The organism is Synechococcus sp. RS9909, from assembly GCF_014279595.1.
Taxonomy (GTDB): Bacteria; Cyanobacteriota; Cyanobacteriia; order PCC-6307; family Cyanobiaceae; genus Synechococcus_C.
Genome location: NZ_CP047943.1, coordinates 1,176,639 through 1,196,892 on the forward strand (window position 1 = coordinate 1,176,639; position 20,254 = coordinate 1,196,892).

The 20,254-nt window shown below is 63.8% G+C and carries 32 protein-coding genes and 1 pseudogene; 19 read left to right on the forward strand and 14 right to left on the reverse strand.

Annotated features, from left to right (window positions below; all coding sequences use genetic code 11):
* Positions 1–2 precede the first annotated feature (2 nt).
* From SynRS9909_RS05690 to SynRS9909_RS05705, 4 genes are all read left to right on the forward strand, one after another.
* A complete protein-coding gene (locus SynRS9909_RS05690; protein WP_186593800.1) occupies positions 3–1,049 on the forward strand; it encodes a LysM peptidoglycan-binding domain-containing protein in 1,047 nt (348 codons plus the stop codon).
* A 69-nt stretch (positions 1,050–1,118) separates the two neighbouring features.
* Positions 1,119–2,039 (forward strand): hypothetical protein, encoded by a 921-nt coding sequence (locus SynRS9909_RS05695; protein WP_186593801.1) that lies wholly within the window; start codon positions 1,119–1,121, stop codon positions 2,037–2,039.
* Positions 2,040–2,171: 132 nt separating this feature from the next.
* Entirely contained in the window at positions 2,172–2,417 is a 246-nt protein-coding gene (locus tag SynRS9909_RS05700) for an AbrB/MazE/SpoVT family DNA-binding domain-containing protein (protein ID WP_186593802.1), read from the forward strand.
* Positions 2,404–2,799, forward strand: coding sequence for a PIN domain-containing protein (locus tag SynRS9909_RS05705; RefSeq protein ID WP_186593803.1), 396 nt, complete (start codon positions 2,404–2,406; stop codon positions 2,797–2,799). The genes SynRS9909_RS05700 and SynRS9909_RS05705 overlap by 14 nt, the downstream gene beginning before the upstream one ends.
* Positions 2,800–2,853: 54 nt before the next feature.
* On the opposite strand, the gene SynRS9909_RS05710 is transcribed toward SynRS9909_RS05705, so the two are convergent.
* A complete protein-coding gene (locus tag SynRS9909_RS05710; protein ID WP_186593804.1) occupies positions 2,854–3,072 on the reverse strand; it encodes a hypothetical protein in 219 nt (72 codons plus the stop codon).
* A 367-nt stretch (positions 3,073–3,439) separates the two neighbouring features.
* Positions 3,440–3,790, reverse strand: coding sequence for a hypothetical protein (locus SynRS9909_RS05715; RefSeq protein WP_186593805.1), 351 nt, complete (start codon positions 3,788–3,790; stop codon positions 3,440–3,442).
* A 175-nt stretch (positions 3,791–3,965) separates the two neighbouring features.
* On the opposite strand from SynRS9909_RS05715, the gene SynRS9909_RS05720 reads away from it, so the two are divergent.
* Positions 3,966–4,202: a DNA-binding protein gene (locus SynRS9909_RS05720; RefSeq protein ID WP_186593806.1), complete on the forward strand. Its 237-nt coding sequence runs from the start codon at positions 3,966–3,968 to the stop codon at positions 4,200–4,202.
* On the forward strand, positions 4,189–4,611 hold the full coding sequence (locus SynRS9909_RS05725; RefSeq protein ID WP_186593807.1) for a type II toxin-antitoxin system VapC family toxin: 423 nt from the start codon (positions 4,189–4,191) through the stop codon (positions 4,609–4,611). The genes SynRS9909_RS05720 and SynRS9909_RS05725 overlap by 14 nt, the downstream gene beginning before the upstream one ends.
* 43 nt (positions 4,612–4,654) lie before the next feature.
* Here the strand turns inward: SynRS9909_RS05725 and SynRS9909_RS05730 are convergent, their stop codons facing one another.
* Together SynRS9909_RS05730 and SynRS9909_RS14185 are read right to left on the reverse strand one after the other, a co-directional pair.
* A complete protein-coding gene (locus tag SynRS9909_RS05730) occupies positions 4,655–4,921 on the reverse strand; it encodes a hypothetical protein (protein ID WP_186593808.1) in 267 nt (88 codons plus the stop codon).
* A 19-nt stretch (positions 4,922–4,940) separates the two neighbouring features.
* Entirely contained in the window at positions 4,941–5,372 is a 432-nt protein-coding gene (locus tag SynRS9909_RS14185; protein WP_370587900.1) for a hypothetical protein, read from the reverse strand.
* A gap of 1,033 nt (positions 5,373–6,405) precedes the next feature.
* Here SynRS9909_RS14185 and SynRS9909_RS05740 point away from each other — a divergent pair.
* Both SynRS9909_RS05740 and SynRS9909_RS05745 read left to right on the forward strand, forming a co-directional pair.
* A complete protein-coding gene (locus SynRS9909_RS05740; RefSeq protein WP_186593810.1) occupies positions 6,406–6,723 on the forward strand; it encodes a nucleotidyltransferase family protein in 318 nt (105 codons plus the stop codon).
* Positions 6,720–7,094, forward strand: a complete 375-nt coding sequence (locus SynRS9909_RS05745) for a DUF86 domain-containing protein (RefSeq protein WP_186593811.1) — start codon at positions 6,720–6,722, stop codon at positions 7,092–7,094. Before SynRS9909_RS05740 ends, SynRS9909_RS05745 begins: the two co-directional genes overlap by 4 nt.
* A 90-nt stretch (positions 7,095–7,184) precedes the next feature.
* On the opposite strand, the gene SynRS9909_RS05750 is transcribed toward SynRS9909_RS05745, so the two are convergent.
* From SynRS9909_RS05750 to SynRS9909_RS05760, 3 genes are all read right to left on the reverse strand, one after another.
* Entirely contained in the window at positions 7,185–7,403 is a 219-nt protein-coding gene (locus SynRS9909_RS05750; protein WP_186593812.1) for a DUF433 domain-containing protein, read from the reverse strand.
* A gap of 215 nt (positions 7,404–7,618) precedes the next feature.
* A complete protein-coding gene (locus SynRS9909_RS05755; RefSeq protein ID WP_186593813.1) occupies positions 7,619–7,918 on the reverse strand; it encodes a HigA family addiction module antitoxin in 300 nt (99 codons plus the stop codon).
* A gap of 8 nt (positions 7,919–7,926) precedes the next feature.
* Positions 7,927–8,151: a type II toxin-antitoxin system RelE/ParE family toxin gene (locus tag SynRS9909_RS05760; RefSeq protein ID WP_304623123.1), complete on the reverse strand. Its 225-nt coding sequence runs from the start codon at positions 8,149–8,151 to the stop codon at positions 7,927–7,929.
* Between the two features lie 173 nt (positions 8,152–8,324).
* Here SynRS9909_RS05760 and SynRS9909_RS05765 point away from each other — a divergent pair, with 173 nt between their 5' ends.
* From SynRS9909_RS05765 to SynRS9909_RS05790, 6 genes are read left to right on the forward strand one after another with little or no spacing between them, the layout of a single operon-like run.
* Positions 8,325–9,236: a major capsid protein gene (locus SynRS9909_RS05765; protein WP_255479243.1), complete on the forward strand. Its 912-nt coding sequence runs from the start codon at positions 8,325–8,327 to the stop codon at positions 9,234–9,236.
* 56 nt (positions 9,237–9,292) lie between these two features.
* Positions 9,293–9,727, forward strand: a complete 435-nt coding sequence (locus tag SynRS9909_RS05770) for a hypothetical protein (RefSeq protein ID WP_186593815.1) — start codon at positions 9,293–9,295, stop codon at positions 9,725–9,727.
* 10 nt (positions 9,728–9,737) lie between these two features.
* Positions 9,738–10,268, forward strand: coding sequence for a hypothetical protein (locus SynRS9909_RS05775; RefSeq protein WP_186593816.1), 531 nt, complete (start codon positions 9,738–9,740; stop codon positions 10,266–10,268).
* 48 nt (positions 10,269–10,316) lie between these two features.
* Positions 10,317–10,559: a hypothetical protein gene (locus SynRS9909_RS05780; RefSeq protein ID WP_186593817.1), complete on the forward strand. Its 243-nt coding sequence runs from the start codon at positions 10,317–10,319 to the stop codon at positions 10,557–10,559.
* Positions 10,560–10,601: 42 nt separating this feature from the next.
* Positions 10,602–11,276 (forward strand): hypothetical protein, encoded by a 675-nt coding sequence (locus tag SynRS9909_RS05785; RefSeq protein ID WP_186593818.1) that lies wholly within the window; start codon positions 10,602–10,604, stop codon positions 11,274–11,276.
* A gap of 6 nt (positions 11,277–11,282) precedes the next feature.
* Positions 11,283–11,807 carry a hypothetical protein gene (locus tag SynRS9909_RS05790; RefSeq protein WP_186593819.1) on the forward strand — a complete coding sequence of 175 codons (525 nt, stop codon included), beginning with the start codon at positions 11,283–11,285 and terminating at the stop codon, positions 11,805–11,807.
* On the opposite strand, the pseudogene SynRS9909_RS05795 reads toward SynRS9909_RS05790, so the two are convergent.
* Positions 11,729–13,317, reverse strand: a pseudogene (locus tag SynRS9909_RS05795) (IS3 family transposase). The gene SynRS9909_RS05790 and the pseudogene SynRS9909_RS05795 overlap by 79 nt on opposite strands.
* A 77-nt stretch (positions 13,318–13,394) precedes the next feature.
* On the opposite strand from SynRS9909_RS05795, the gene SynRS9909_RS05800 reads away from it, so the two are divergent.
* Positions 13,395–13,649, forward strand: a complete 255-nt coding sequence (locus SynRS9909_RS05800; RefSeq protein ID WP_186593820.1) for a hypothetical protein — start codon at positions 13,395–13,397, stop codon at positions 13,647–13,649.
* A 51-nt stretch (positions 13,650–13,700) separates the two neighbouring features.
* Here the strand turns inward: SynRS9909_RS05800 and SynRS9909_RS05805 are convergent, their stop codons facing one another.
* Both SynRS9909_RS05805 and SynRS9909_RS13950 read right to left on the reverse strand, forming a co-directional pair.
* Entirely contained in the window at positions 13,701–14,420 is a 720-nt protein-coding gene (locus SynRS9909_RS05805; protein ID WP_186593821.1) for a hypothetical protein, read from the reverse strand.
* 8 nt (positions 14,421–14,428) lie between these two features.
* On the reverse strand, positions 14,429–14,599 hold the full coding sequence (locus SynRS9909_RS13950; protein WP_255479266.1) for a hypothetical protein: 171 nt from the start codon (positions 14,597–14,599) through the stop codon (positions 14,429–14,431).
* On the opposite strand from SynRS9909_RS13950, the gene SynRS9909_RS13955 reads away from it, so the two are divergent.
* The gene (locus tag SynRS9909_RS13955; protein WP_255479256.1) at positions 14,564–14,719 is read left to right on the forward strand and encodes a cephalosporin hydroxylase family protein; all 156 of its coding nucleotides are present in this window, start codon (positions 14,564–14,566) and stop codon (positions 14,717–14,719) included. The two genes, SynRS9909_RS13950 and SynRS9909_RS13955, sit on opposite strands and share 36 nt — an antisense overlap.
* Here the strand turns inward: SynRS9909_RS13955 and SynRS9909_RS05815 are convergent.
* Together SynRS9909_RS05815 and SynRS9909_RS13960 are read right to left on the reverse strand one after the other, a co-directional pair.
* Entirely contained in the window at positions 14,679–15,800 is a 1,122-nt protein-coding gene (locus tag SynRS9909_RS05815) for an IS3 family transposase (protein ID WP_007100122.1), read from the reverse strand. The two genes, SynRS9909_RS13955 and SynRS9909_RS05815, sit on opposite strands and share 41 nt — an antisense overlap.
* The gene (locus SynRS9909_RS13960; protein ID WP_071933931.1) at positions 15,764–16,270 is read right to left on the reverse strand and encodes a transposase; all 507 of its coding nucleotides are present in this window, start codon (positions 16,268–16,270) and stop codon (positions 15,764–15,766) included. The genes SynRS9909_RS05815 and SynRS9909_RS13960 overlap by 37 nt, the downstream gene beginning before the upstream one ends.
* A gap of 40 nt (positions 16,271–16,310) precedes the next feature.
* On the opposite strand from SynRS9909_RS13960, the gene SynRS9909_RS05820 reads away from it, so the two are divergent.
* Both SynRS9909_RS05820 and SynRS9909_RS05825 read left to right on the forward strand, forming a co-directional pair.
* Positions 16,311–16,679, forward strand: coding sequence for a CmcI family methyltransferase (locus SynRS9909_RS05820; protein ID WP_007102731.1), 369 nt, complete (start codon positions 16,311–16,313; stop codon positions 16,677–16,679).
* Between the two features lie 84 nt (positions 16,680–16,763).
* A complete protein-coding gene (locus SynRS9909_RS05825) occupies positions 16,764–16,946 on the forward strand; it encodes a hypothetical protein (RefSeq protein WP_007102730.1) in 183 nt (60 codons plus the stop codon).
* 319 nt (positions 16,947–17,265) lie between these two features.
* Here the strand turns inward: SynRS9909_RS05825 and SynRS9909_RS05830 are convergent, their stop codons facing one another.
* Positions 17,266–18,333, reverse strand: coding sequence for a ParA family protein (locus SynRS9909_RS05830; RefSeq protein WP_007102729.1), 1,068 nt, complete (start codon positions 18,331–18,333; stop codon positions 17,266–17,268).
* A 1,376-nt stretch (positions 18,334–19,709) separates the two neighbouring features.
* Here SynRS9909_RS05830 and SynRS9909_RS05835 point away from each other — a divergent pair.
* Positions 19,710–19,925: a DUF2283 domain-containing protein gene (locus SynRS9909_RS05835; protein ID WP_007102726.1), complete on the forward strand. Its 216-nt coding sequence runs from the start codon at positions 19,710–19,712 to the stop codon at positions 19,923–19,925.
* Between the two features lie 118 nt (positions 19,926–20,043).
* Here SynRS9909_RS05835 and SynRS9909_RS05840 read toward each other — a convergent pair whose 3' ends face one another.
* Positions 20,044–20,238 carry a type II toxin-antitoxin system RelE/ParE family toxin gene (locus SynRS9909_RS05840; protein WP_050752547.1) on the reverse strand — a complete coding sequence of 65 codons (195 nt, stop codon included), beginning with the start codon at positions 20,236–20,238 and terminating at the stop codon, positions 20,044–20,046.
* Positions 20,239–20,254: the final 16 nt, after the last annotated feature.

Sequence of the window (20,254 nt, forward strand, 5' to 3'; positions counted from 1 at the left end):
CGATGCAACTCCCCCTGTGGCTGGCGCTGCAGCCCTACTCCAATGCCCGCCTCTGCTTGTTCGAGGTGGACCGGCCCGAGAGCCGCAATCCGGTTCCGATCCGCCGGCATGTAATCGACTGCTTCCTCGAGCAGAGCGGCATCGTCAGCGGCTACAACGACACCGCTCTCACCGACCCCGGCGATGTGCTGCTGCGCGGCTACCTCTGCCGGGCGGCGATCCTGCCGGTGAGCACCAGCAACACCTTCGATTGGTTGGCGGCCGAGCTCGATTGGGGCACACCGGGCTTCCGCGAGGAGGCGCCACTGCCCTGGGATCCAGAGCTGCTGGGCACGGTGCAGGCCCCCTGCCAGGGGGTGATGTGGCTGGGGGATCTGGCCCTGCTGAAACCCCAGGGCGGCCTGCCCAGTGGCGGCCGGGGTCAGTTCGCGGGATGTCTGGTGCAGCACTTCGGGGCGGACTACGGCCCCGGTGGCATTGGTCTGCTGCTGGAGCCGTTGCTGGGGGAAGCGATCCAGCTGGTGCTCAGACCCCACAGCGTGCTGGTGCTGCGGGAGGGCGACACCTTGACCCTGATCGCCGAGCGCTACGGCACCACCGTGGCCACGTTGCGGCGGATCAACCCCCAGCTGGAGAGCACCCAGACAATCACCGCCGTCGAGGGGGATTCGCTGGCGGTGCTGGCTGGCCGCCATGGCACCACCGAGACCAAGCTGCGCAGCCTCAACCCGGTGCTGCAGCAGAGCGAGGCCTACGTCACCGCAGAAGGGGACACGTTGAGCAGCGTGGCGGCTGAGCAGAATATCAGCCTCTCCCTGCTGCGCCAATTCAACCCGGAGCTGAGCAGCTGGCCCAGCACTGAGCCGTTGCCGGCTGGCACCACGCTGCTGCTGCCCGTCTACCGCTCCACCACTCCCATCCCGGCGGGGATGCAATTGCTTGTGCCGGGTTATCTGCCCTCCACGCCGCTGCCAGCGGGGGAGTGGATCGACCTGCCGGCCCGGCGCTCTGCTCCTGTGCTGGAGGAGCTACCTGAGCAGGGCTTTTGAGGAGCTGGCAACAGGGAGAGCGAGCGCAGCCCGGACGGGGCGCTCGCAGCACCACAGCCGTGATGGGTGATGCCCTCCTCCTTCTTTTCAGACTCCTTCCAGTTCCCTGGCCCTACTGCCCAATGGCAGACCTACGCCCAGCACCAGCAGCAGCCCAACCAGGGCCCTGCGAGCTCCATGCCGCCTGCCGCCGACCCCGACCTGCTCGACAGCGACGGCGCTGCTGAAGCGGGTTTGGATGCTGCCGACGATGACGACACCCTCGACCTTTCCCTGCCACAGGACTCCAGCCCCAGCGACAACGACGATCCTCCTGCTGCCACCACCAGCACTGCTGATCCCCTGCGGGCCGAACGCCGCCGCAGCAACCAGTTGGAGAAAGAACTGCGCAAGGCCCGTGCCCAGCTGTCGCGGTTCTCGGAGATCAACCCGGACGAGTACGCCCGCCTGCAGGACGCCGAGCGCAAGCGCGAGGAGTTTGAGCGCCAGGTGGGCGAGCGCGAACGCCAGCTCAACGAGGCCAACTTGCGCCGCGTGCGCAGCGTGGAGAAGGAACGGGACGAGGCCCGCTCCCAGGTGCAGAACCTGCGCAAGGAGCGCTTGATGGAGCGCCTCTTCTCAGAAGCGGAAGGCCGGGTGGGCGGCGATGAACGGGGGACGTTCTTTGACACCTTCGTGACGCTGTGCGGCGGGCACTTCCAGCTGGGGGATGTTGATGGCCGCGAGCGGCTGCTGCCAGTGGACGGCAAGGGCCAACCCCTCACCGCCGATGGTGTGGCCCTCAGCGACGGGGACTACATGGAGGAGCTGCGCCGCCACCCGGTGTACAGCTTCCTGTTCCAGCAGCGCAGTGGCCTCTATTCAGCTGCTGTGCCGGAGAGCGGTCACGAGCACGGGGGAGCGGTGAACCTGCAGACCTTGAGCACCGCCGAGCTGTATCTGGAGGCCGTGAAGGGCACCACGCCCAGGGCGGCCGCGCCACGGCGTTGATCACCCCGCCGTGATGGATCCAGCCCCCAGTTCGGCTCTGCTCGCTCCAAGGCCCGGGCCCGGCGGCAGCGGAGTGCCTACCGCCACTGGCTGTGACCTGCAGTGTAAGGCGAATCGCCTTACACTGGACTCATGGCCACTGTGACGCTCACCAGCAAAGGGCAGCTGACGATTCCGCGGCAGTTGCGAGACGCGCTCGGCCTGACGCCAGGGGCCAGGTTGCAGGCTTCCATCGATCGGAATGGCCGGTTGGTGCTGGTGCCCTCCAAGTACGAGCCTGAGGACCTGTTCCGGGACCGCCCCAAGGTGCATCGGGTGATGACCACCGACGACATGGACCGGGCCATTGCCCGGGCGGTTGGCGGTGAGGACGCTTGATACCAACGTGGTGGTGCGGCTGCTGATCGGGGACGATCCGCAGCAGACCCCGATCGCCGAACAGGCCTTTCTTGATGCCATCGCCAGCGGCGGTGTGTACCTGCCGGATGTGGTGCTGGCTGAGGTGGCCTGGGTGCTGCGGGGCTACGACCTCGAGCGCGCAACCCGCTACCAACTGCTGGAGCGGCTGGTGCGCACCCGTGGCGTTGTGGTGGATGACATCGACGCGGTGATCGATGCCCTCGAGCAGTTCCGCCTGGGAGGAGATCTGGCCGATCAGCTGATCCTGGCCCGGGCCGCCGGCACCGGTGCCCTGCCGGTGCTCAGCTTTGACCGTCGGTTCGCCGCCTCAGAAGGTGTTGAGCTGCTCAGCCCAGGTTGAGCGTCCCACGGAAAGCCCGGCCACCAACCGGCAGCCGGGCCAGAGCCCCCTGGCTCAGCAGACCGAGACGGTGCAGCCGGGGGTGCCCTGCAGCTTGCGGGCAAAGGCGAAGGCCTTCTCGGCGGGGATCAGCCGCATTTTTTTGACGGGCTTGCCGCGGCGGCCAAAAAACGCGATCTCACAGGGGGCGGAGCCGAGCTTGCGGACCCCTGGCCCATAGCGGTGCACCAGGAGCAGGCGGACTTCGCAGACGGGGCCTTGGGGAATGGCCATGGCTGGGGTGGAGCGGAGAACACCGACCAGCCACCTCCCAGTGGCAACGGTGCAAGTGCCGTGCTGCCATCCCACCGCGCCCGGTGAACAGAGGTGCTGGCTCACCTGGGATCGAGGGCTGTCCCAGCTCCGTCACAGCTGATGCGGCCCGCCGCGCAGCGGCGTTCTGGCTGCCCGCTCTGCAGCACCCCCGCCAGCGTTCATCTGTGCCCTGAGCATCGGTCCCGGCCTGGCTGGTGGCAGGGCCTTCCCTGGTGGTTGTCCCCTACTTGCGCTGTGGCCACCCTTGGCCGGAGCCGAGGAGGCCGAGCAGGCGCGAGAGGCGGAGCGGCGCAGGCTGAAAGGGGCACAAGGGCCCCCTGCAGGATCAGGCAGCCGGTATGGACCCACAGCGCTGCAGCCCGCCGCTGCGCAACGACGCCTCGGCTTCCACCTGCTGGCGGTAGCTCAGCTCGGCTTCTGCTTCCAGGGCGCTATCGATCTCATCCACCCGCGCCAGGCATTGCTGGATCGCCGGCAGCACCTCTTCCTCAAGCCGGGAGATCTCCTCTTCTCCATAGGGCCGATTAATCCAGGTGCGGCGCAGCGGCCGGCCGGCATGACCCCTGAGGATCGATTCGATGGCCTTGCCGCAGGACTCCAGCAGCAGGAACGGATCCTCCTCTGGCCGGCAGAACGGCGAGGCAGCAGCAGAGAAGCCAGTGGATGGGATGGCCATGGTGATCGGCGCCAGAACGGCGCAGCGATGGGACCGATCCCAGCGGAGGCCCGACGTCAGGAGGGCCTCAGACTGGAGAGGCCCGAGCAAGCCTTCCCCACGGAGCCGACCATTCCGCTGCTGGTGAACGATCCGCGAACAGTCGATAGCATTGCTATCAGCGTTGGGTGACGCCATGGCTGACCTGTTGGTGCGGGGTGTCGATGACGCCCTCGTGCAGGCCCTCAAGAAGCGGGCCGGGGCCCATGGACGCAGTCAGGAAGCCGAGCTGCGGGCGATCCTGTCCGCGGCGCTGCTGAGCCCACCGCGGCGCAAGCTGGCGGACCTACTGGCGGCCATGCCGGATGTGGGCGTGGATGCCGATTTCCAGCGCCACGACGAGCCAGCGGCGGCGGCCGATGTTTTTGATTGACACCAACGTGATCAGCGAGGCGCGCAAAGGCCGCCGCGCAGATCCAGGGGTGCAGGCCTTCTGGGCAGAGACCGCCCGCGACGACACCCCGCTGTTTCTGGCGGCCGTCACCATCGGTGAGCTGCGCCGCGGCGTGGAGTTGATCCGTTACCGGGGGGATCACCCGCAGGCCCAGCTGCTGGAGCAGTGGCTGCTGGAGGTGCTGGAGACCTACGGCGATCGGGTGCTGGACCTCGATGGTGATGCGGCCCAGATCTGGGGGCGATTGCGGGTGCCCAATCCCCACAACGCCATCGATAAGCAGATCGCTGCCATCGCCCTGCTGCACAACCTCACCGTGGTGACGCGCAACACCGATGATTTCGCCGGCTGCGGGGTGCGGCTGCTGAACCCGTTTCAGGTCCTCTGACGGTCGGATCGCCCATCGACCTCAGCATCTGCTCACCAACGGTTCACCGGTCCATCCGCGTCAGCGCGGCTCCACCCAGCAGCGCCAGCAGCAGGTTGAGGGTGGAATCAAAGCCGCCCTGCAGCTGCTCCAGCGTGCCGGGGCAGATCTGCCCGATCGGCCGGCCTTCCATGGCCCGCTGGCCGCAGACCCCGGCGGCGAGGGAATAGACCAACAGCTGGGTGCCGATCACCACCGCCAGGATCTTGAACACAAACCGCTCCCGGTCAAACGGCGGCTTGGGCGGCCGGGGCACTGGGTCGGCTTGCATCGCTGCTCCTCCCAGGCGATCAGGACCCAACCGGCGGCAGCACGAGCGCGCCGCTCTGCAGCAGCCCCCAGATGCGCTGGGCCTCCGCCTGGCGTCGCTCGGTGTGGGGCGTGCCCGGCCTGAAATAGCCCTCGGCTGTTGCCGCTGATCCGGTCCAGTAGGCCGCCGCTGCGGCTGGAGTCATGCCATGAGGCCGATCCTCAAAGACGCAGGTCCAACCGATCAACGAGCCCTCCGGCGGATCGTGCAGGCCGGCGTACTCCTCGGCGAAGTACTGCTCCTGCCAGTCGTTGCTGTTGGGATCGATCCCGTCAGCGATGGCCTGCAGCCGAGCAGCGTCATAGGCGGTGCGGCGCACGCCCGTGTACTGCATGGCGCCGCGGCCGGCGCCACTGCCGGCCTCCACCACATCAAGGTTCTCCAGCTCCGGTTCACCGGTTTCGACGACCATGCAGCCGAGGAAACCGCAGGCCTCTTCCGCCGTGAGGGATTGGATGACGCCGAGGCTGGCCTCGGTGACGGCGCTGCTGCAGAAGAACTCCAGCCAGTGCTGCAGGTTGGCGTGGGCCAGGGATGGCTCCCCAAAGGTGCATCCCCCTGGGGCCTGGCCCGTCGACACTTTTTTTCCTGGAACACCCCCACGTAGACGGTGCCCTGGCGGTAGAGGGGTAACACCTTGTCGCGCAGATCAGCGTTGTGCAGGCGCACGCAACCGAGGGTGGGGTGCAGGGGCTGCTGCGGTGCCCAGGCCCCAGGCCAGCCGCAGGCCGATCCGCCGCCGTGGAGCATGATCCCGGCCCGACCAACGGCCACCTCCTGGCCCTCCAGCTCCTCCATGTCGAAGGAGTACCAGCCGTAGCCCATGGCGGTGTCGGAGCAGGGGGGATTGGGGTTCTGCTCGTAGTCCGCATAGAGCTTCCCGAGCTTGTAGAGCCCAGGCGGTGTGTCGGTGTTGGTGTGGCTCCAGTCGGTGTCAGCACCCTGGCCGCGCGCCAGGCAGGGAATCTTCCAGAGGAAGGCCCCGGTGTGGTCGTAGGCCTCCATGTCCTCGTCCCGGTCATTCACCAGCAGGTAGGTGTCGCCGGCCTGGACAGGGGCGGCCATCTGCGGGCCGGCCATGCCGGCTTCCTCTGAACCGCGGGGATCCAACCCACCGGTGGGAGTTGGCGGCTGGGATGGCTGCTCGCTGTAGGTGACGGCCCAGGGGGCCTGCTCATCGAGGATCGCGGCCCCTTGGTCGCTGCTGCCGATGGCGGCATACAGCTGCAGAACGCCGCGCAGCTGTTGCGGCTGGCCTGAGTAGAAGCGGAAGCGATCGGCAAACCGCTCGGCGCTCATCGGGGTGGTCATGGGATGGGGTGCTGACCCCTGCCCTTGCCAGCGGGCGCTCAACCCTGCGTCTGCCTGGATCCCGCGCACCCGTGATGCGGTGGGCTGGGAAACCCTGCTGATCCATCCGATACTGAATGGATCCGACTGGTGCCATGGCCAGCGCAGACACTCTGCTTGTATTCGGTCCTGATCAGGTGCTTGCACTGCTGCGTGAGCGCCAAAGCGAATGGCGGCAGCGCTATCAGGTGCAACGCATTGGGCTGTTCGGCTCCATGGCTCGCAACCAGACCACGGCCTCCAGTGACGTAGATGTGTGGGTTGAACTCGATCCCCTCACGCCCTATGCCACCGTCCACCTGAAGCAGGAGCTGGAGGAGTTGCTGCAGCGCCCGGTTGATCTGGTGCGTTTGAGGGAGCGCATGAATCCCGCCCTACGGCAGGCCATACTGCAAGAAGGCATCAGCGCGTGAGCGGTGACCTGTTGTTGCTGCTTACCCCGCTGCGGCAGGCCCTGGAGCGGATCGAGCGCAAGGCACAACCCTTGCTGATGGATCCGGCACTGCTGGACCATGAGGAAGGCCAGGACCTGCTCGATGTGATTTGCATGCAGTTCCTGGCAGCCGGGGAAGCACTCAAACGACTGGACAAGCTCCAGCCTGGGCTTCTGGCAGCGAGCTTTCCTGCTGTCGACTGGAAGGGAGCTATGGGGTTTCGCGATGTCATTGCGCATCAGTACTTCGATCTCGACGCCGAGCAGGTGCTGCTGATCTGCCAGCAGGCCCTACCCGGCGTTCTGGCTGCCGTTCGCGACCTTGAGCAACGCAGTCAGGACACGACCTAAGCCAGAGCCGATGACTGCCCCCGGATGGGGGCAATTGCGGGCCAGCAAACTCCTGCCCACGGCCCCGCAGCTGGGCATCCAGCCACAGCGTCATCCCATCAACACCGGATGGTGGATTTCCTGGGCGGCGTAATCCAGGGCGGCGCTGAGGTCTTCAGGTTCCAGATCAGGGAAGTCGGCCAGGATCTGCTCGCTGCTCAGGCCCGCGGCATAAAGCTCCAGCACATCACGCACGCGAATGCGCATGCCCCGAATGCAGGGCTTCCCGCCGCACTGCTCCGGGTTGTGGGTGATGCGGGATGAGAGCATGGACCCAGGCTAAGCGGCTTTCCTGGTTGTCGATCACACCGCCGCCGCAGCCCCTGACGCACCTGGCAACAGCTGCTGTTGTCACTGGGGCGAAGCCCCGGGAGCGTGCCCTTGGGCCTGACGCTGATCGACGCGCAGAAAGTCGCCCGCCGCGCCGAACAGCTCGCGGTGCTCAAGACCGTTGCAGAGGAGCAGTTGCTGCGCTTGCCCGGCCGCTACGTCTGAGCAGCCACCAGGGGCTGGATCTGCTCCAGCTCGTCGGCCAGTTCAGCGCTGGCCAGCTCAGTGTCGTGGGCGGCCTGGGCCCGCAGCCAGTACCCGGGACTGAGGCCCAGAAACCGGCAGAGGCGCAGATCGGTATCGGCGGTGATCGCCCGCTGGCCCGTCACGATTTCACTGATCCGTGAGGCCGGCACGCCAATGGCCTTGGCCAGCCGGTACTGACTGACACCCAGCGGCTGCAGGAACTCCTCCTGCAGCAGTTCACCGGGGGGGATGGGGGGTAGACGGTTCATGGCAAGGATCAGTGGTAGTCGACGATTTCGACGGCATCGGGGCCGGCGGCCGTCCAGATGAAGCAGAGACGGAACTGGTCGTTGATGCGGATGCTGTGCTGGCCTGCGCGATCACCCCGCAGGGCCTCTAGTCGGTTGCCCGGGGGAACACGCAGGTCGTCCAGACGGCCTGCGATCTCCAGCTGCCTGAGCTTGCGGCGGGCTACGCGTTCAAAGGACTGGAACCTGGGCACGGCCCAGCCCTGGGCCAATCGTTCGGTGTCGGGACATCGGAACGAGCGGATCATCCATCCACCTTAGTTCCGCAGCGCAGAACGGTTGCTGTCTGCTGCGCGAAGGGGCCAGCCAGCCCTGCTTGCGCACCTGGCAACAGCTGCTGTTGTCACTGGGGCGAGGCCCCGGGAGCGTGCCCTTGGGCCTGACCTTGATCGAGGCGCAGAAATACGCCCGCCGTGCCGAGCAGCTGGCGGTGCTCAAGACCTTCGCGGAGGGGGAGCTGCTGCGCCGCCTGCCCTTCCGCAACCTCGTCGGCGGCTCGTTGAGCTTCCCGGCGGAGACCAAGCTCCCCCGCGTGGGTTTTCGGGCGGTGAACGAGGGCTACCGCCAGAGCTACGGGGTGATCAACTCCGATTCGGAGTTCGTGCACCTGTTTGGCGGCGACCTGGATGTGGACCGCTCGATCGTGGACCTGCAGGGCCCTGAGGCCCGCGCTGCCCAGACCGAAATGAAGGTGCGCTCGATGCGCCTCACCTTGGAGGCCGCGATCATCAACGGCGATGACACCTTCGATCCGCGGGCGTTTAACGGGCTGAGCAAACGCCTGGTGCCGGGCGCGGACCAGACGATCGACAACGGCGGCAGCACCCTCAACCTGCTGGCGCTGGAGGCGCTGACCGACAGCGTGATCGGCTACGGCGGCGACAAGGTGCTGATCGCCAGCAAGGCGGCCCGCCGCCAGATCAGCACCGCCTCCCGCCAGGCCGGCGGCGATCTGTATGAGGTGATCGACGGCCGGCACTTCTTCGAGGGGATCGAGATCCTGCTGGTGGAGGAGGACGCCGAGGGCCATGCGGTGCTCGGCTACGACGAACCCGGAGACACCACCTCGATCTACTGCTGTGTGCTGGGGGATGCGGCGGTCTGCGGTCTGCAGGGCCCGTTCGAGGGTCGCTACGGCATCTCGGTGCGGGATTTCGGGGAGGTGCATGACGCGCCGGTGTTCCGCACGCGGGTGGATTGGTACGTGGGCTTTGCGGTGTGCAACCGCAAGGCCGCCGCACGCCTGTTCAACGTCGCCCCGATGCCGCTGGTGGTCTGAGACGTCGCCTGCCACCCCTGCCGCAAGGCCTTTCCCTTTTCTCCGGAGACCTTCCCATGACCTCTCAAGCCACCCGGCTGCTCGACGCCCAGACGGTGCTCGTCGGCTGGATCAATCACTCGGCCACCGACTGCTACGAACACACCCGCAGCAGCGGTGATGTGGTGAACCTCGGCACCGACCTTGAGGCCACCAGCTCCTTTGTGCTCGTGGCCTCCCACCCCGGCCACAGCGAGGCGGTGACGGTGACCCTCGAGCTGGCGCCGCTGCTGGCTGATGGCACGGCCGGCAGCTGGATCACCGCTGCGGCCGTCGCCATCCCTGCCGCTGGCGGCAAGGTGGAGGCGATCATCAGCGGCGCTGCGCTGCTGATCAACCCGGTCGACAACGAGCTGATCACGCCGCCCTGTCTGCGGCTGGCACGGGCGACGGTGTCTCCCTCCACGCCCGCAGGGATGACCGTGGCACTCACCGCCAACCAGGGGCTGTGAGGTGAGCGCCATGAGCAACCCAATCGACACCCTCACCGAGGCGGCCGGAGCCGAGGCCCTGCCGCTGGAGCTGCTGCAGCCCATCGACAGCAGCAACCCCGCCTCCACCCCCGTGCGCCTTTCGGGCCCGGAGCAACGGCTCACCCTCAGCCCGGATCCGGGTGTGGGTGATGCGGCGCTGCTGCCCCCCAGCCAGGTGCTGATCGGCAAGGACGGAATGACCCGCTCGATCTGGCCGGTGCACCTGGCCGGCTGGCAGGCCCTGGGCTGGCAGCTGCACGCGGAGCCGCCGGCACCGGCACCCGAACCAGAACCTGAGCCAGCACTGGAGCCAGAGGCCCCCGAGCCCCCTGCAGACCCCGCCCCCGCCAGCGGAGAAGCGCTGCTGGCCACCGAGACCACCGACTTCCAGGCGATGACCAAGGCCCAGATCATCGAGTACTGCTCGACTGTCCATGGCGTGGAGCTCGATGGCAGCCAGACCAAGGCGGAGCTGGTGGAGCAGGCCACAGCCCTGGAGCTGGGGGATGCCCTGCTCTGATCCCTACCCAGGGCCTGGCAACAGCTGAGCAGCACTGCCCTGCTGCCAATGGCCACTCCTGATCCGGCGGTGCTGGCGGCCCTGGCGGAGCAATGCCGCAGCGAGGCCCGGCCCCGGGGGCTGATCTTCCTGGGCGAGGCCCAACTGCAGGACAGCTGCAGCCCTGAACCACCTCCGGCTGGCGCCGTCTCGGCGGTGCTGGCCCTGGCTCCCCTGCTGAGTGCGGCCGCCGGCGATGGGGTGGTGGTGCTGGCGCTGGACCTGCGCCTGCTCAGCCCCCTGCCGCCCTGACCCCCGCCCCCATCTCGCCAACCCCTTTCTCCACGGATCGCTATGGCCACCACCACTGCCCCAACCGCAGGCCGCGCCCTGCCCCAGCCCACCGACCTGCTGCTGGTGCAGCGCGGTGACACCCCCTACAAGGCCCCCGCCGAGGCGTTGAAGGCCTACATGCTCTCTCCCGCCACCGCCGCAGCGATCGGGGCGATCAAACCGGGCACCAACCTCTCGGTGGATGCCGATGGCACGTTGCATGCCGCCATCTCCGGTGCCCTCACCTACCGCGGTGCGATCGACCCCACCAGCGCCGAGGCTCCTGCAGGGGCTGCGGTGGGGGATGTGTATCTGGCCAGCGCGGCCGGCGTCGCCCTGGCGAGCTGGAGCGGCATCGCCGGAGCAGAGATCGCCCAGGGGGATCTGCTGCTGTTTGACGGCAGCAACTGGAGCACCAATGCCGCCCTGGGGCCCGATGGCGCCGGTGTGGTGCAGGTGCGGGTGAATGCGCCGCTGAGCGTGGATGCCAGTGATCCCGCCCAACCCCTGCTCGCCGTGGCCCTGGCCACGAGCGAGACCAGCGGCGTGGTGCAACTGGCCGATGCGGCAGCCCTGGCGGCCGGCACAGCGGAGCGGGTGGTGGATGCAGCCCAACTGCAGGCCGCCATGGCCAGCGCCCAGCCTGCGGGCAACTACATGCCGCTGGACATCAGCACCCTCCCCGCCCTGCCCTGAGGTTTGATGGCGCTGCAACCCACTGACCTGCTGGCGATCACCCGCCCCAGCGGCGCCGGGGCCGGCAGCTACCAGCTGCCCGCTGCGGCATTGGCGGAGCTGGTGGCCCAGCTGTTGCCGCCCCAGCTGCTGCTGGAAACCGCCGTGCGCAGCGGCAACACCACACTGGCCCTCGCCGATGCGGGCCGGGTGGTGCCGGTGGCCACCAGCAGCAGCGGCGTCACGGTGACGGTGCCGGCCGAGGCGAGCGTGGCCTTTGCCATCGGCACGGTGGTGAACGTGTACAACGCCGGCAGCGCGGCGATCACGGTGGCCGGCGCCAGTGGCGTGACGGTGCGCAATGGCGGCCTGGTGGCGCCCTTGCAGGAGGTGTCTCTGCGCAAGCGGGCCGCCAATGAATGGGTGCTGGCCGGGACGGTGACTGCCAGCAAAGATGACGCCCCTGCTGCTGTTCAAGCAGCCATCCTCAACGTAGCTGGACTGGGGTCAAGTTCTGTTGGTGGTGGATTGATCCAGACCACCTCTGGTTGACGCCAGCAGCGTGTGGATCGTGACCACCGGCGTGGGTGTCGCTTGCGCGCTTGCTCGTACACGACAGCGCGATGTCGACAGATCTCGATGGCCTGACCGCTATGGCGTTGATGGGGCGTCACGAACTTGATGCCGCTGTGGCGGTGCCGATGGTTGTACCAGTCGACAAACGACGCGACCCACTGGCAGGCCTCGTCCTTGCTGGCAAATGGCCGTCTCGGGTAATCAGGCCGGTACTTCGCTGTGCGGAACAGCGATTCGGAGTAGGGGTTGTCATTGCTGACGCGCGGCCGTGAGAACGACCTGAGCACACCCAGTTCTTCCAGCCGGCTTTCCAGCGTCGACGCACGCATGGCATTGCCGTTGTCAGCGTGGAGGATCAGCGGTTGGCGGCGCCTCTTGCTGATCTTCTCTCTCAAGCAGGCTCTGCTCACCAGATCCGCTGCAATGGCTGGATCCTCGCGCTCGGCGACATCCCAGGCCACAACCTTGCGGCTCCAGACGTCAATCACCAGGTAGAGGTACAGCCAGATCCCGCGCACGGTGGTGGGCAGGTAGGTGATGTCCCAGCTCCAAACCTCATTTGGACCAGCGGCCCTCAGCCGTGGCACGGGTCTTGGTTCTTGTGGTGGCCGTGCACGACCCCGCCGGTGAACCTGACCGTGAGCGTGCAGCACCCGGTAAAAGCTGCGTTCCGAACCGATATAAAGCCCGCGATCGGCCAGGACCGGCACGATCTGGCCTGGCGGCAGCGCTGCAAATTCAGGTTCGTTGCAGGTGAGCAGGATCCGTTGGCGTTCCTCCTCACTGAGGCGGTGAGCGACGTGGCGGTGGCTCCCCTTGCGCCGGTCGACGCCATCACCGTCACCAGCAAACTGACGGCGCCAGCGCTGCAGCGTGGTGAGCCCCACGCCGAGCAGCAAGGCCAGCTCACGGGCTCGGGCACCATTGGCCATGCCCTCATCAAGAATATCCAGGGCCTTCCGGCGATCGTCGGGTGACGTCAATCGTCCCCGTCCTCTCCCCAGAAGGCCTGAATCTTTTTTGAGGCGATCAGCAGTGCAGCCGCCTCCGCCAGGGCTTTCTCCTTGCGGCGCAGCTCCTGCTTGAGCCGCTTGATTTCCTTTTGATCCTGGGCGCGGAGCCGTTCAAGCTCCTTCTGCTCTTTCAAGGTGAGCACTGGTTTTTCGTTGGCATCCTGCGATGCCTGACGCCAGCGCTCTACCTGCTCCGGGAACAAGCCCCGCTCGCGGCAGTAGGCACTGAGCTCGGTGGCGTTGAGCCCAGCGGTCTCGAGCACCACCGTGAACTTATCGGTGGCGCCCCAGCCCTCAGGATCCTTCTCGGATGCCGGCACCACCTCTCCCTGCAACCGCCAGGCCTTCCTCCAGTTGTAGAGGGTGACCACGTGAATGCCCAGCTCTGCTGAGATCTGGGCCACGCTCTGCCGCATCGGCGGACTCATCCGCCTTCTCACATCAGCCTTGACGGCCTCGCTGTAGCGACGCATTGCTCTGCTCCATCAAGCCCCCTTGGTGATCGAAATGGAGAGGCGTCAACTTTCCTGGCAGAGGGGGGGAGCACCACATGAACCTGCGCCGCCGCGCACACCTGAGCAGCCGCCATGGCTTTCGGCCAATCCAGGCCACAGGCGGCGTGGTGAGCGAGATCACCGTGGCCGGGGTGCGCTACCGCCTGCACAGCTTCCTGGCGGTGGGCAGCCACAGCTTTGTGGTGCTCGACCCCGGCAGCGATGGCCTGATCGACTACCTCGTGGTGGGCGGTGGCGGGGGAGGCTCCACCGGTGGTGGCGGCGCCGGTGGGGTGCTCACCAAGAGATAATAAATTATCCTCTATCACACTAAGTTGGAATCGCTAGACTGGATAGATCCGTCAGTCACCTTCTTTCCTCTGCACCTCCTGAGGGAGTGAAATCCATTTCCATAGCCAGTTAGCCAAGTCGGTAGCAACAAATACGGTCATTGATTTTGTGCTAAGTCGTCCGACTCCCTCGTCACGCAAGAGTCCGCGTGATACAAGTTCAGAGCATGCCAACTCTAAAACATGACTTTCATAAGAGGAGAAAAGATCCCTCAGATTGATGCTATTGGAGGCTGACCCTGCATGAGTTGCTTTCTCTAAAGTAACAATCCGATGTCCTTCGTAAGGGCCAGTTGCCATAGGAGCATTGACTGCCTCGCGCAGAACAGCTACGTGCATCTCTTCTAGAGATGCAAGAAGACGAGCCGCACTTTCTGCCTCATCCCAAGAAAAGGCTAGAGTTGCCTGACGACCAACTACCTGGACCAGGCGTTGTCGTTTTTGTACGGAGCGAGTATGAATTGCTTGATCTATCGTAGACAAGATAAAGTCTGAAAACCCTTCACTGCCCAGGTCTGCTGCAACCTCTTCAATGGCACTCATGCGTGACTGCAACATCTGAACATAGCTTTCAAGGCGCTGCATCTGGATCTTTGAGGCGCCACCAGCCAACAATGTATCGAGGCTTCCACCTATCCCAGGAATAGCCTGAATACCTGCTCGTATCGCATAAGCGTCGGAATATCGCGTGCGAATCTCTTGAATCTGGCCGCCAACTGAATCAGGCGTCATCTTGCCATTCAAATCAACTCCGGCTTGATAGTACTATTCGCGGCCTCAAAAGCTGCTTTATGCTGACTTTTGGGCAGCTGGACGTGATGGAAGGCCTGGATCCGCGGCAATCCCCTCGCAAAGTTGTCGGTGTTGATATTGATATCCGCCCCCACAACCGCAAAGCCCTCGACGAGCATCCCCTGCGCTTCAAGATGGAGCTGATTGAAGGATCCTCGACGGTGACTTTCAGGAAAGGTGTCACTCCTGGGCTGCCTTTCAGGCCGCCTGCATCAACGGTAGCTGCCCTGGTTCATTGAGTTCATCTGGCGGCTGATTGATCCAGACCACCTCCGGTTGACGCCAACACCTGGTTGATCGTGACCAACGCCTTGGATTGAGCTGTCGGGCTCGCTCGTAGACGACAGCGCGATGGCGGCTGATCTCCACAGCCCGGCCATTGTGACGTTGCTGGGGCGTCACGAATTTGATCCCGCTGTGGCGGTGTTGGTGGTTGTACCAATCGACGAACGCGGCCACCCACTGACAAGCCTGCTCTTTGGAGGCAAATGGCTTGCGGGGGTAATCAGGCCGGTACTTCACTGTCCTGAACAGGGATTCTGAGTACGGGTTGTCGTTGGACACCCGTGGCCGTGAGAACGACCTGAGTACGCCCAGTTCCTCCAACCGGCTTTCCAGCGTGGCTGCACGCATGGCGTTGCCGTTGTCGGCATGGAGAACCAGAGGTTGTTTCCTGCCTTTGCTGATCCGTTCTCTCAGGCAAGCCCTACTCACCAGATCCGCTGCAATCGCTGGATCTTCCCGTTCGGCGACATCCCAGGCCACAACCTTGCGGCTCCAGACGTCGATTACCAGGTAGAGGTAAAGCCAGATCCCGCGCACGGTGGTGGGCAGGTAGGTGATGTCCCAACTCCACACCTGGTTTGCGCCTGAGGCCCTGAGCCGTGGAATGGGGCGCGGTTCCTGTGGTGGCCGTGCACGACCGCGCCTGTGCACCTGTCCGTGGGCGTGGAGCACCCGGTAAAAGCTGCTCTCCGAGCCGATGTACAGCCCCTGATCTGCCAGTGCTGGCACGATCTGACCTGGTGGCAATGCGGCGTACTGGGGCTGGTTGCAGGTGAGCAGGATGCGCTGGCGCTCCTCTTCACTCAGTCTGTGGGAGACCAGGCGTGGGCTGCCTTTACGACGATCGTGACCACCGTCATCACCCGTCAAGGCCTTGCGCCAACGCTTGAGGGTGCGCAGAGAGATCCCGATCTCGCTGCAGGCACGCACCAAACCCGCGCCAGCGGCATGTGCCTCGCTGATCAGCTCGATGGCCTTCTTCCTGTGAGCGGCGCTGGTCAGCCTTCCGCGTCCTCCGAACAGAAGGCTTCCCACTTTTTTCGCAGCACCAGCAGGGCCGCCATCTCCGCCATGGCCTTCTCTTTGCGCTGCAGCTCCTTCTTGAGGGCTTTGATCTCCCGTTGGTCCTGGGCGCGGAGCTTTTCCAGCTCCTTCTGCTCTTTCAAGGTCAGCACTGGCTTTTCATTGGCATCCTGGGCCGCCTGCCGCCAACGCTCCACCTGCTCAGGAAACAGGCCTCGCTCTCGGCAGTAGGCACTGAGTTCGGTGGCGTTCAAGCCAGCCGTCTCCATCACCACCGTGAACTTATCGGCAGCGCTCCAGCCCTCTGGTTCCTTCTCGGATGCCGGCACCACCTCTCCCTGCAACCGCCATGCCTTCCTCCAGTTGTAAAGGGTCACCACGTGAATGCCCAGCTCCTCGGAGATCTGGGCCACGCTTTGCCGCTGCGGTGGGCTCATTCGCCTCCTCACGTCAGCCTTTACAGCCTCGCTGTAACGACGCATTGGTCATGTCCTCAAGCCCCCGGGTGTACTGATCACAGGGGTGACAACTTTCCTGAAACCGGGGGCGATCGACCCCGAGATCATCCAACAGGTGCGAAGCCATGCCGATGGCGTCGATCGGGTGCTGGTGTCCTTGGATTCCAACCACACGCATGAGCACGTGCTCGCTGAACTGAATGCGTACGCCGATCTGGTGTCCGTTGGCAGCTACTGCATCGTGTTTGACACCGTGGTGGAAGACCTACCTGCCGGCTCCTTCCCCGATCGCCCCTGGGACGTCGGCAACAACCCCAAAACAGCCGTTCATGAATGGCTGAAGACCCATCTCGAGTTTGTGATCGACAAGGACATCGACAACAAGCTGTTGATTAGCGTAGCGCCGGATGGGTATTTGAAGAGGGTTGGGTAGTGCGAACAAGCTGGTCTGGAGAATTGCCTATATGATTTAGAATATAAAATCACATTCGCCCCAACGTACATGAGCGTACAATCTATGATCCTTGCCCAGCTCGGTCAAATGGGCATTCAGATCGAGCGCGTTTCCAGTGAAGCAATGAACGGAATAGCGAAAGATATCGCAGAGATGACCGATAGCGGCCTCGACTTTGACGACAAAGATCAGATAAAGGAACTAGAGAAAGTAATTCTGTGGCACATGCATAAGCATCCCGTTTGACGCGCTCTTCCGGGGATCTGCAGTCAAAGGATCTGTAGCTTTTTCGAAACTGAGACCGTGGCGAATATTCCCCTGGATGTACTCTTAGCCTTATTCTGGGTCACCGTGCATTGCTAAGGACAAGTCACTTTTTTCGGTAGATTATGCCCAACGCCAAGATCAGCGGCGGGGGTGGCTCAACAAGGCGCGCTTCATCTGTGCAATCCCGTCCGCTGAATCTTGATGTTATACATTATTGGTATAGCGTTGCTGCTGAATTATCAAAGAACCCGCAGACAATTGCAGCGTTACTTATGCACTGCTTGATCATCTAGGGTTCTCAGAGTCGCCTGACTACATCATCGATGGCATCTTGACACTCGCCTGTTCGACGAGCATCGACGCTAACATTGGTTCCATATACTGAATAGCTTCTTTCTTTCAGATCAGAAAGGGGTGTGCCCAAGTGGGCCGCGACCACTCCCGCGGTATTGAAGTCTCGTAGTGGAACCGAGAATGAAGTCCTAAAACTGTCCAAGTCGTGTGGGGGAGGTGTTATTTGAGCGAATCTTTGAGGTGTATTTTGGAAGGCTGTGTAGAGAGCGTCGGCTGTAGCGTCAGAAAGTGCTCCATATGCTGCAGCTGAGCCCGAGTACTGTGTCAGCCGATTACCAATGACAAGGTGCACCATTGGGCGCAAGATGGCATGTGTATGGGCTTTTGCGGCATAAGTGTACTGCCCATAAAATGGATGAGGAGGGTCTGCTCCATAAATCAATGAAAACATCGCATTAACGGCTACCCGAGACGCATCATCAGCATTTACAGGAACAACTAGTCGGTCGACACCTGATATTGCAATTTCTGTGTAGATACTGAAGCTTGGATTTGTATCAACAAAGACCACCCAATCTTCTTCGGTGCTTGTGGCATTTTCGATGAAACGACGCAAGATGCTGTGAACCCATTTCCAAGGGTGCTCTGCCGGCGGCAGCGCTGCTTGATTTGCTCTTTCGGAGATCAGTGGTGCCATTGGTTCGAGGTTGCCATCTCCACATAGCAGCAATAGATTGGGTGGTATGTGCTGATTCCAGTCACTAGGATTAACTATGAAGTCTGATGGGTGCGGGAGCTGAGCGCCCGAGCCACCTGAAAGGACGGTAGCCAAGTAACCCACCACAGACTTTGGGGTAGGATCAACTTGGCACAGTTGAAGAACTCTGTCTTCACCCTCTTGCCCACCACCGAGCAGAATCATTGATACATTTGCCTGTGGACACATATCAATTACAAGTGCTTTGCGCTCCGGATGAAGCTGTGCGTAACGAGTAGCGAGATGAAAGGTGATTGTACTTTTGCCCACCCCTCCCTTGTTATTCCACAGCGCATAGCTTGCAGCAAGTGACATTAGAGCTCTGATCTTGAGTAAGTGGAAGAACTTTAGGGGATATGGCTCTGAGTCGCCACTTCGGACGCCAGCCCTGCAATGACTTATAGCGCTAAATGGGCGGATCGTTTCGAGGAGATGGTCCGACCCTTCGTGGTCCGCATAGGCACAGGAATTCGTTTCCGGATACCTCTAAACCCATTACGTGCCAGCCAATCACAGGCATATGGTCCTATCTGCCTGGTCCATATGCGGGCCACCCATTGCCACAGCTGAGATCTGAAGGAGGCAAGCCGTCAGCCCCGGCGTAGCCGGTGCTGCTCCTCGGGATTTACACCACTCGGCGGGACGCCCCCCGATGCCCTGCTCACCTATGCCGGGATGCTGTCGCAGCTGGCCTGACAGGAGCTGCCCGACTCCCTGACCCGCGTGGCCACCGATGTGGATGGCCATGGCACCCGGCGGTAGGGCGGCCACGATCCCAACAGCGCCGGCAACGTGATCGGCAGCGGCGACTGGGCGGCCGATCGGATCGTTCCCGATGCCATGCGGGCCCTGGCAGCACGTGCTGGAAGCCGCCCTCCAGCACTGGCCCGGCTCCTGACGCGATGGCTCCGACCCCCACGCCCCGCACGAGGCCGGCCGCCTGCACCTGCAGATCGACAAGGCCCACCACCAGCTCGGCTGGCAGCACCGCTGGCGTGCTGTCTGGCGGAACTGGAGGCTTACGCAGGTTGCAAGCGCAGCCCCGCCTGAGCCATGCTCATAAAACTTGAGCCATCACGCCACCACCCGCTGACCCGCCAGCCCATGCCTGTCTTGCTCCAAAGCTGGTCACTCGTGCAGGCCAAGGCGCTGTATCAGCGCATGGGGCGCCAGCGGCCCAGCTTTTGGCGGGGCTTGGAAGCCGCAGTGGATTGCGAGCCCTTGGCCCGGCCCACAGTCCGCCGATCGATGGGATCCCGGAGTTTGCGGGCCGATCTTGAAGCTTTGCGCGCCGATCGTGATCAGGCACTCTCCCAACTCCTGAATGCCTGAAGAGCCGCTGCCACGGCTGGATCCAGCCGATCAGCCAGCGATGGCCAGGCTTCATGCCGTTGTGGCACTGGCTACGGCTACGTGAAGACCACGTCCTATTTCCGTGAGGTGGTGTGCACGAAACACCCAGGCATCGAAGCGGCCTGGATCCTGCGGGTGATGGCCGCACCCCTGAAGGAACGCAGACAGGCCGACGGCCGCTATGCCCTGTGGGGCCTGGTGCCAGAGGCACAGAACCGTGCGCTCAGGGTCATTACCCTTGAGGACAGAGAGACCGTCCACAACGCCTTCTTCGATCGGGGCTTTCTGAGGTCCCGCACTCCGTCACAACCTCCCCCATCTGCTGTGCCCCCTGCGCCATGAAAATCCGTTACTTCCCGGATACCGACACCCTCCATATCGAGCTGGCCGATCGAGTGAGCAGCAGTTCAGAAGCGATGAGCGACAACTTGATCATCGACTTCGATGAGCTAGGCAAGCCGGTCGGCGTGACTCTCGAGCACTACTCCCAGATCAGTGACAGCAGCACGATCGAGACCCTGCTGCCGATCCACCCGATGCTGCAGCCGGCCTGACCTGTCACGACATCGACAGTCGAGACATGTGACCAATCGCCGCGGAGGTGGTCGATGCATCGTCCCCAACAACTGAGCCTTCAGCTCAAAGGCATGGAGCGGCTGTTGGCTGATCCCGTCAGCGATAGACCCTGCGACGATGGCCGATGCGCACCACCAGGATCACCGGGTCGCTGCGTTGCCATTCGTAGACCACGCGGTAACGGCCCACCCGTAAGCGCCGCAATCCTTCGAATTCACCCTTGAGCGCTGAACGGCTGTTGCTCAGCGACCAGCATCCGCAGCGAGCAGCGCATCGCGCACCTCCGCCCAGTCGAGAACGGGGTCGG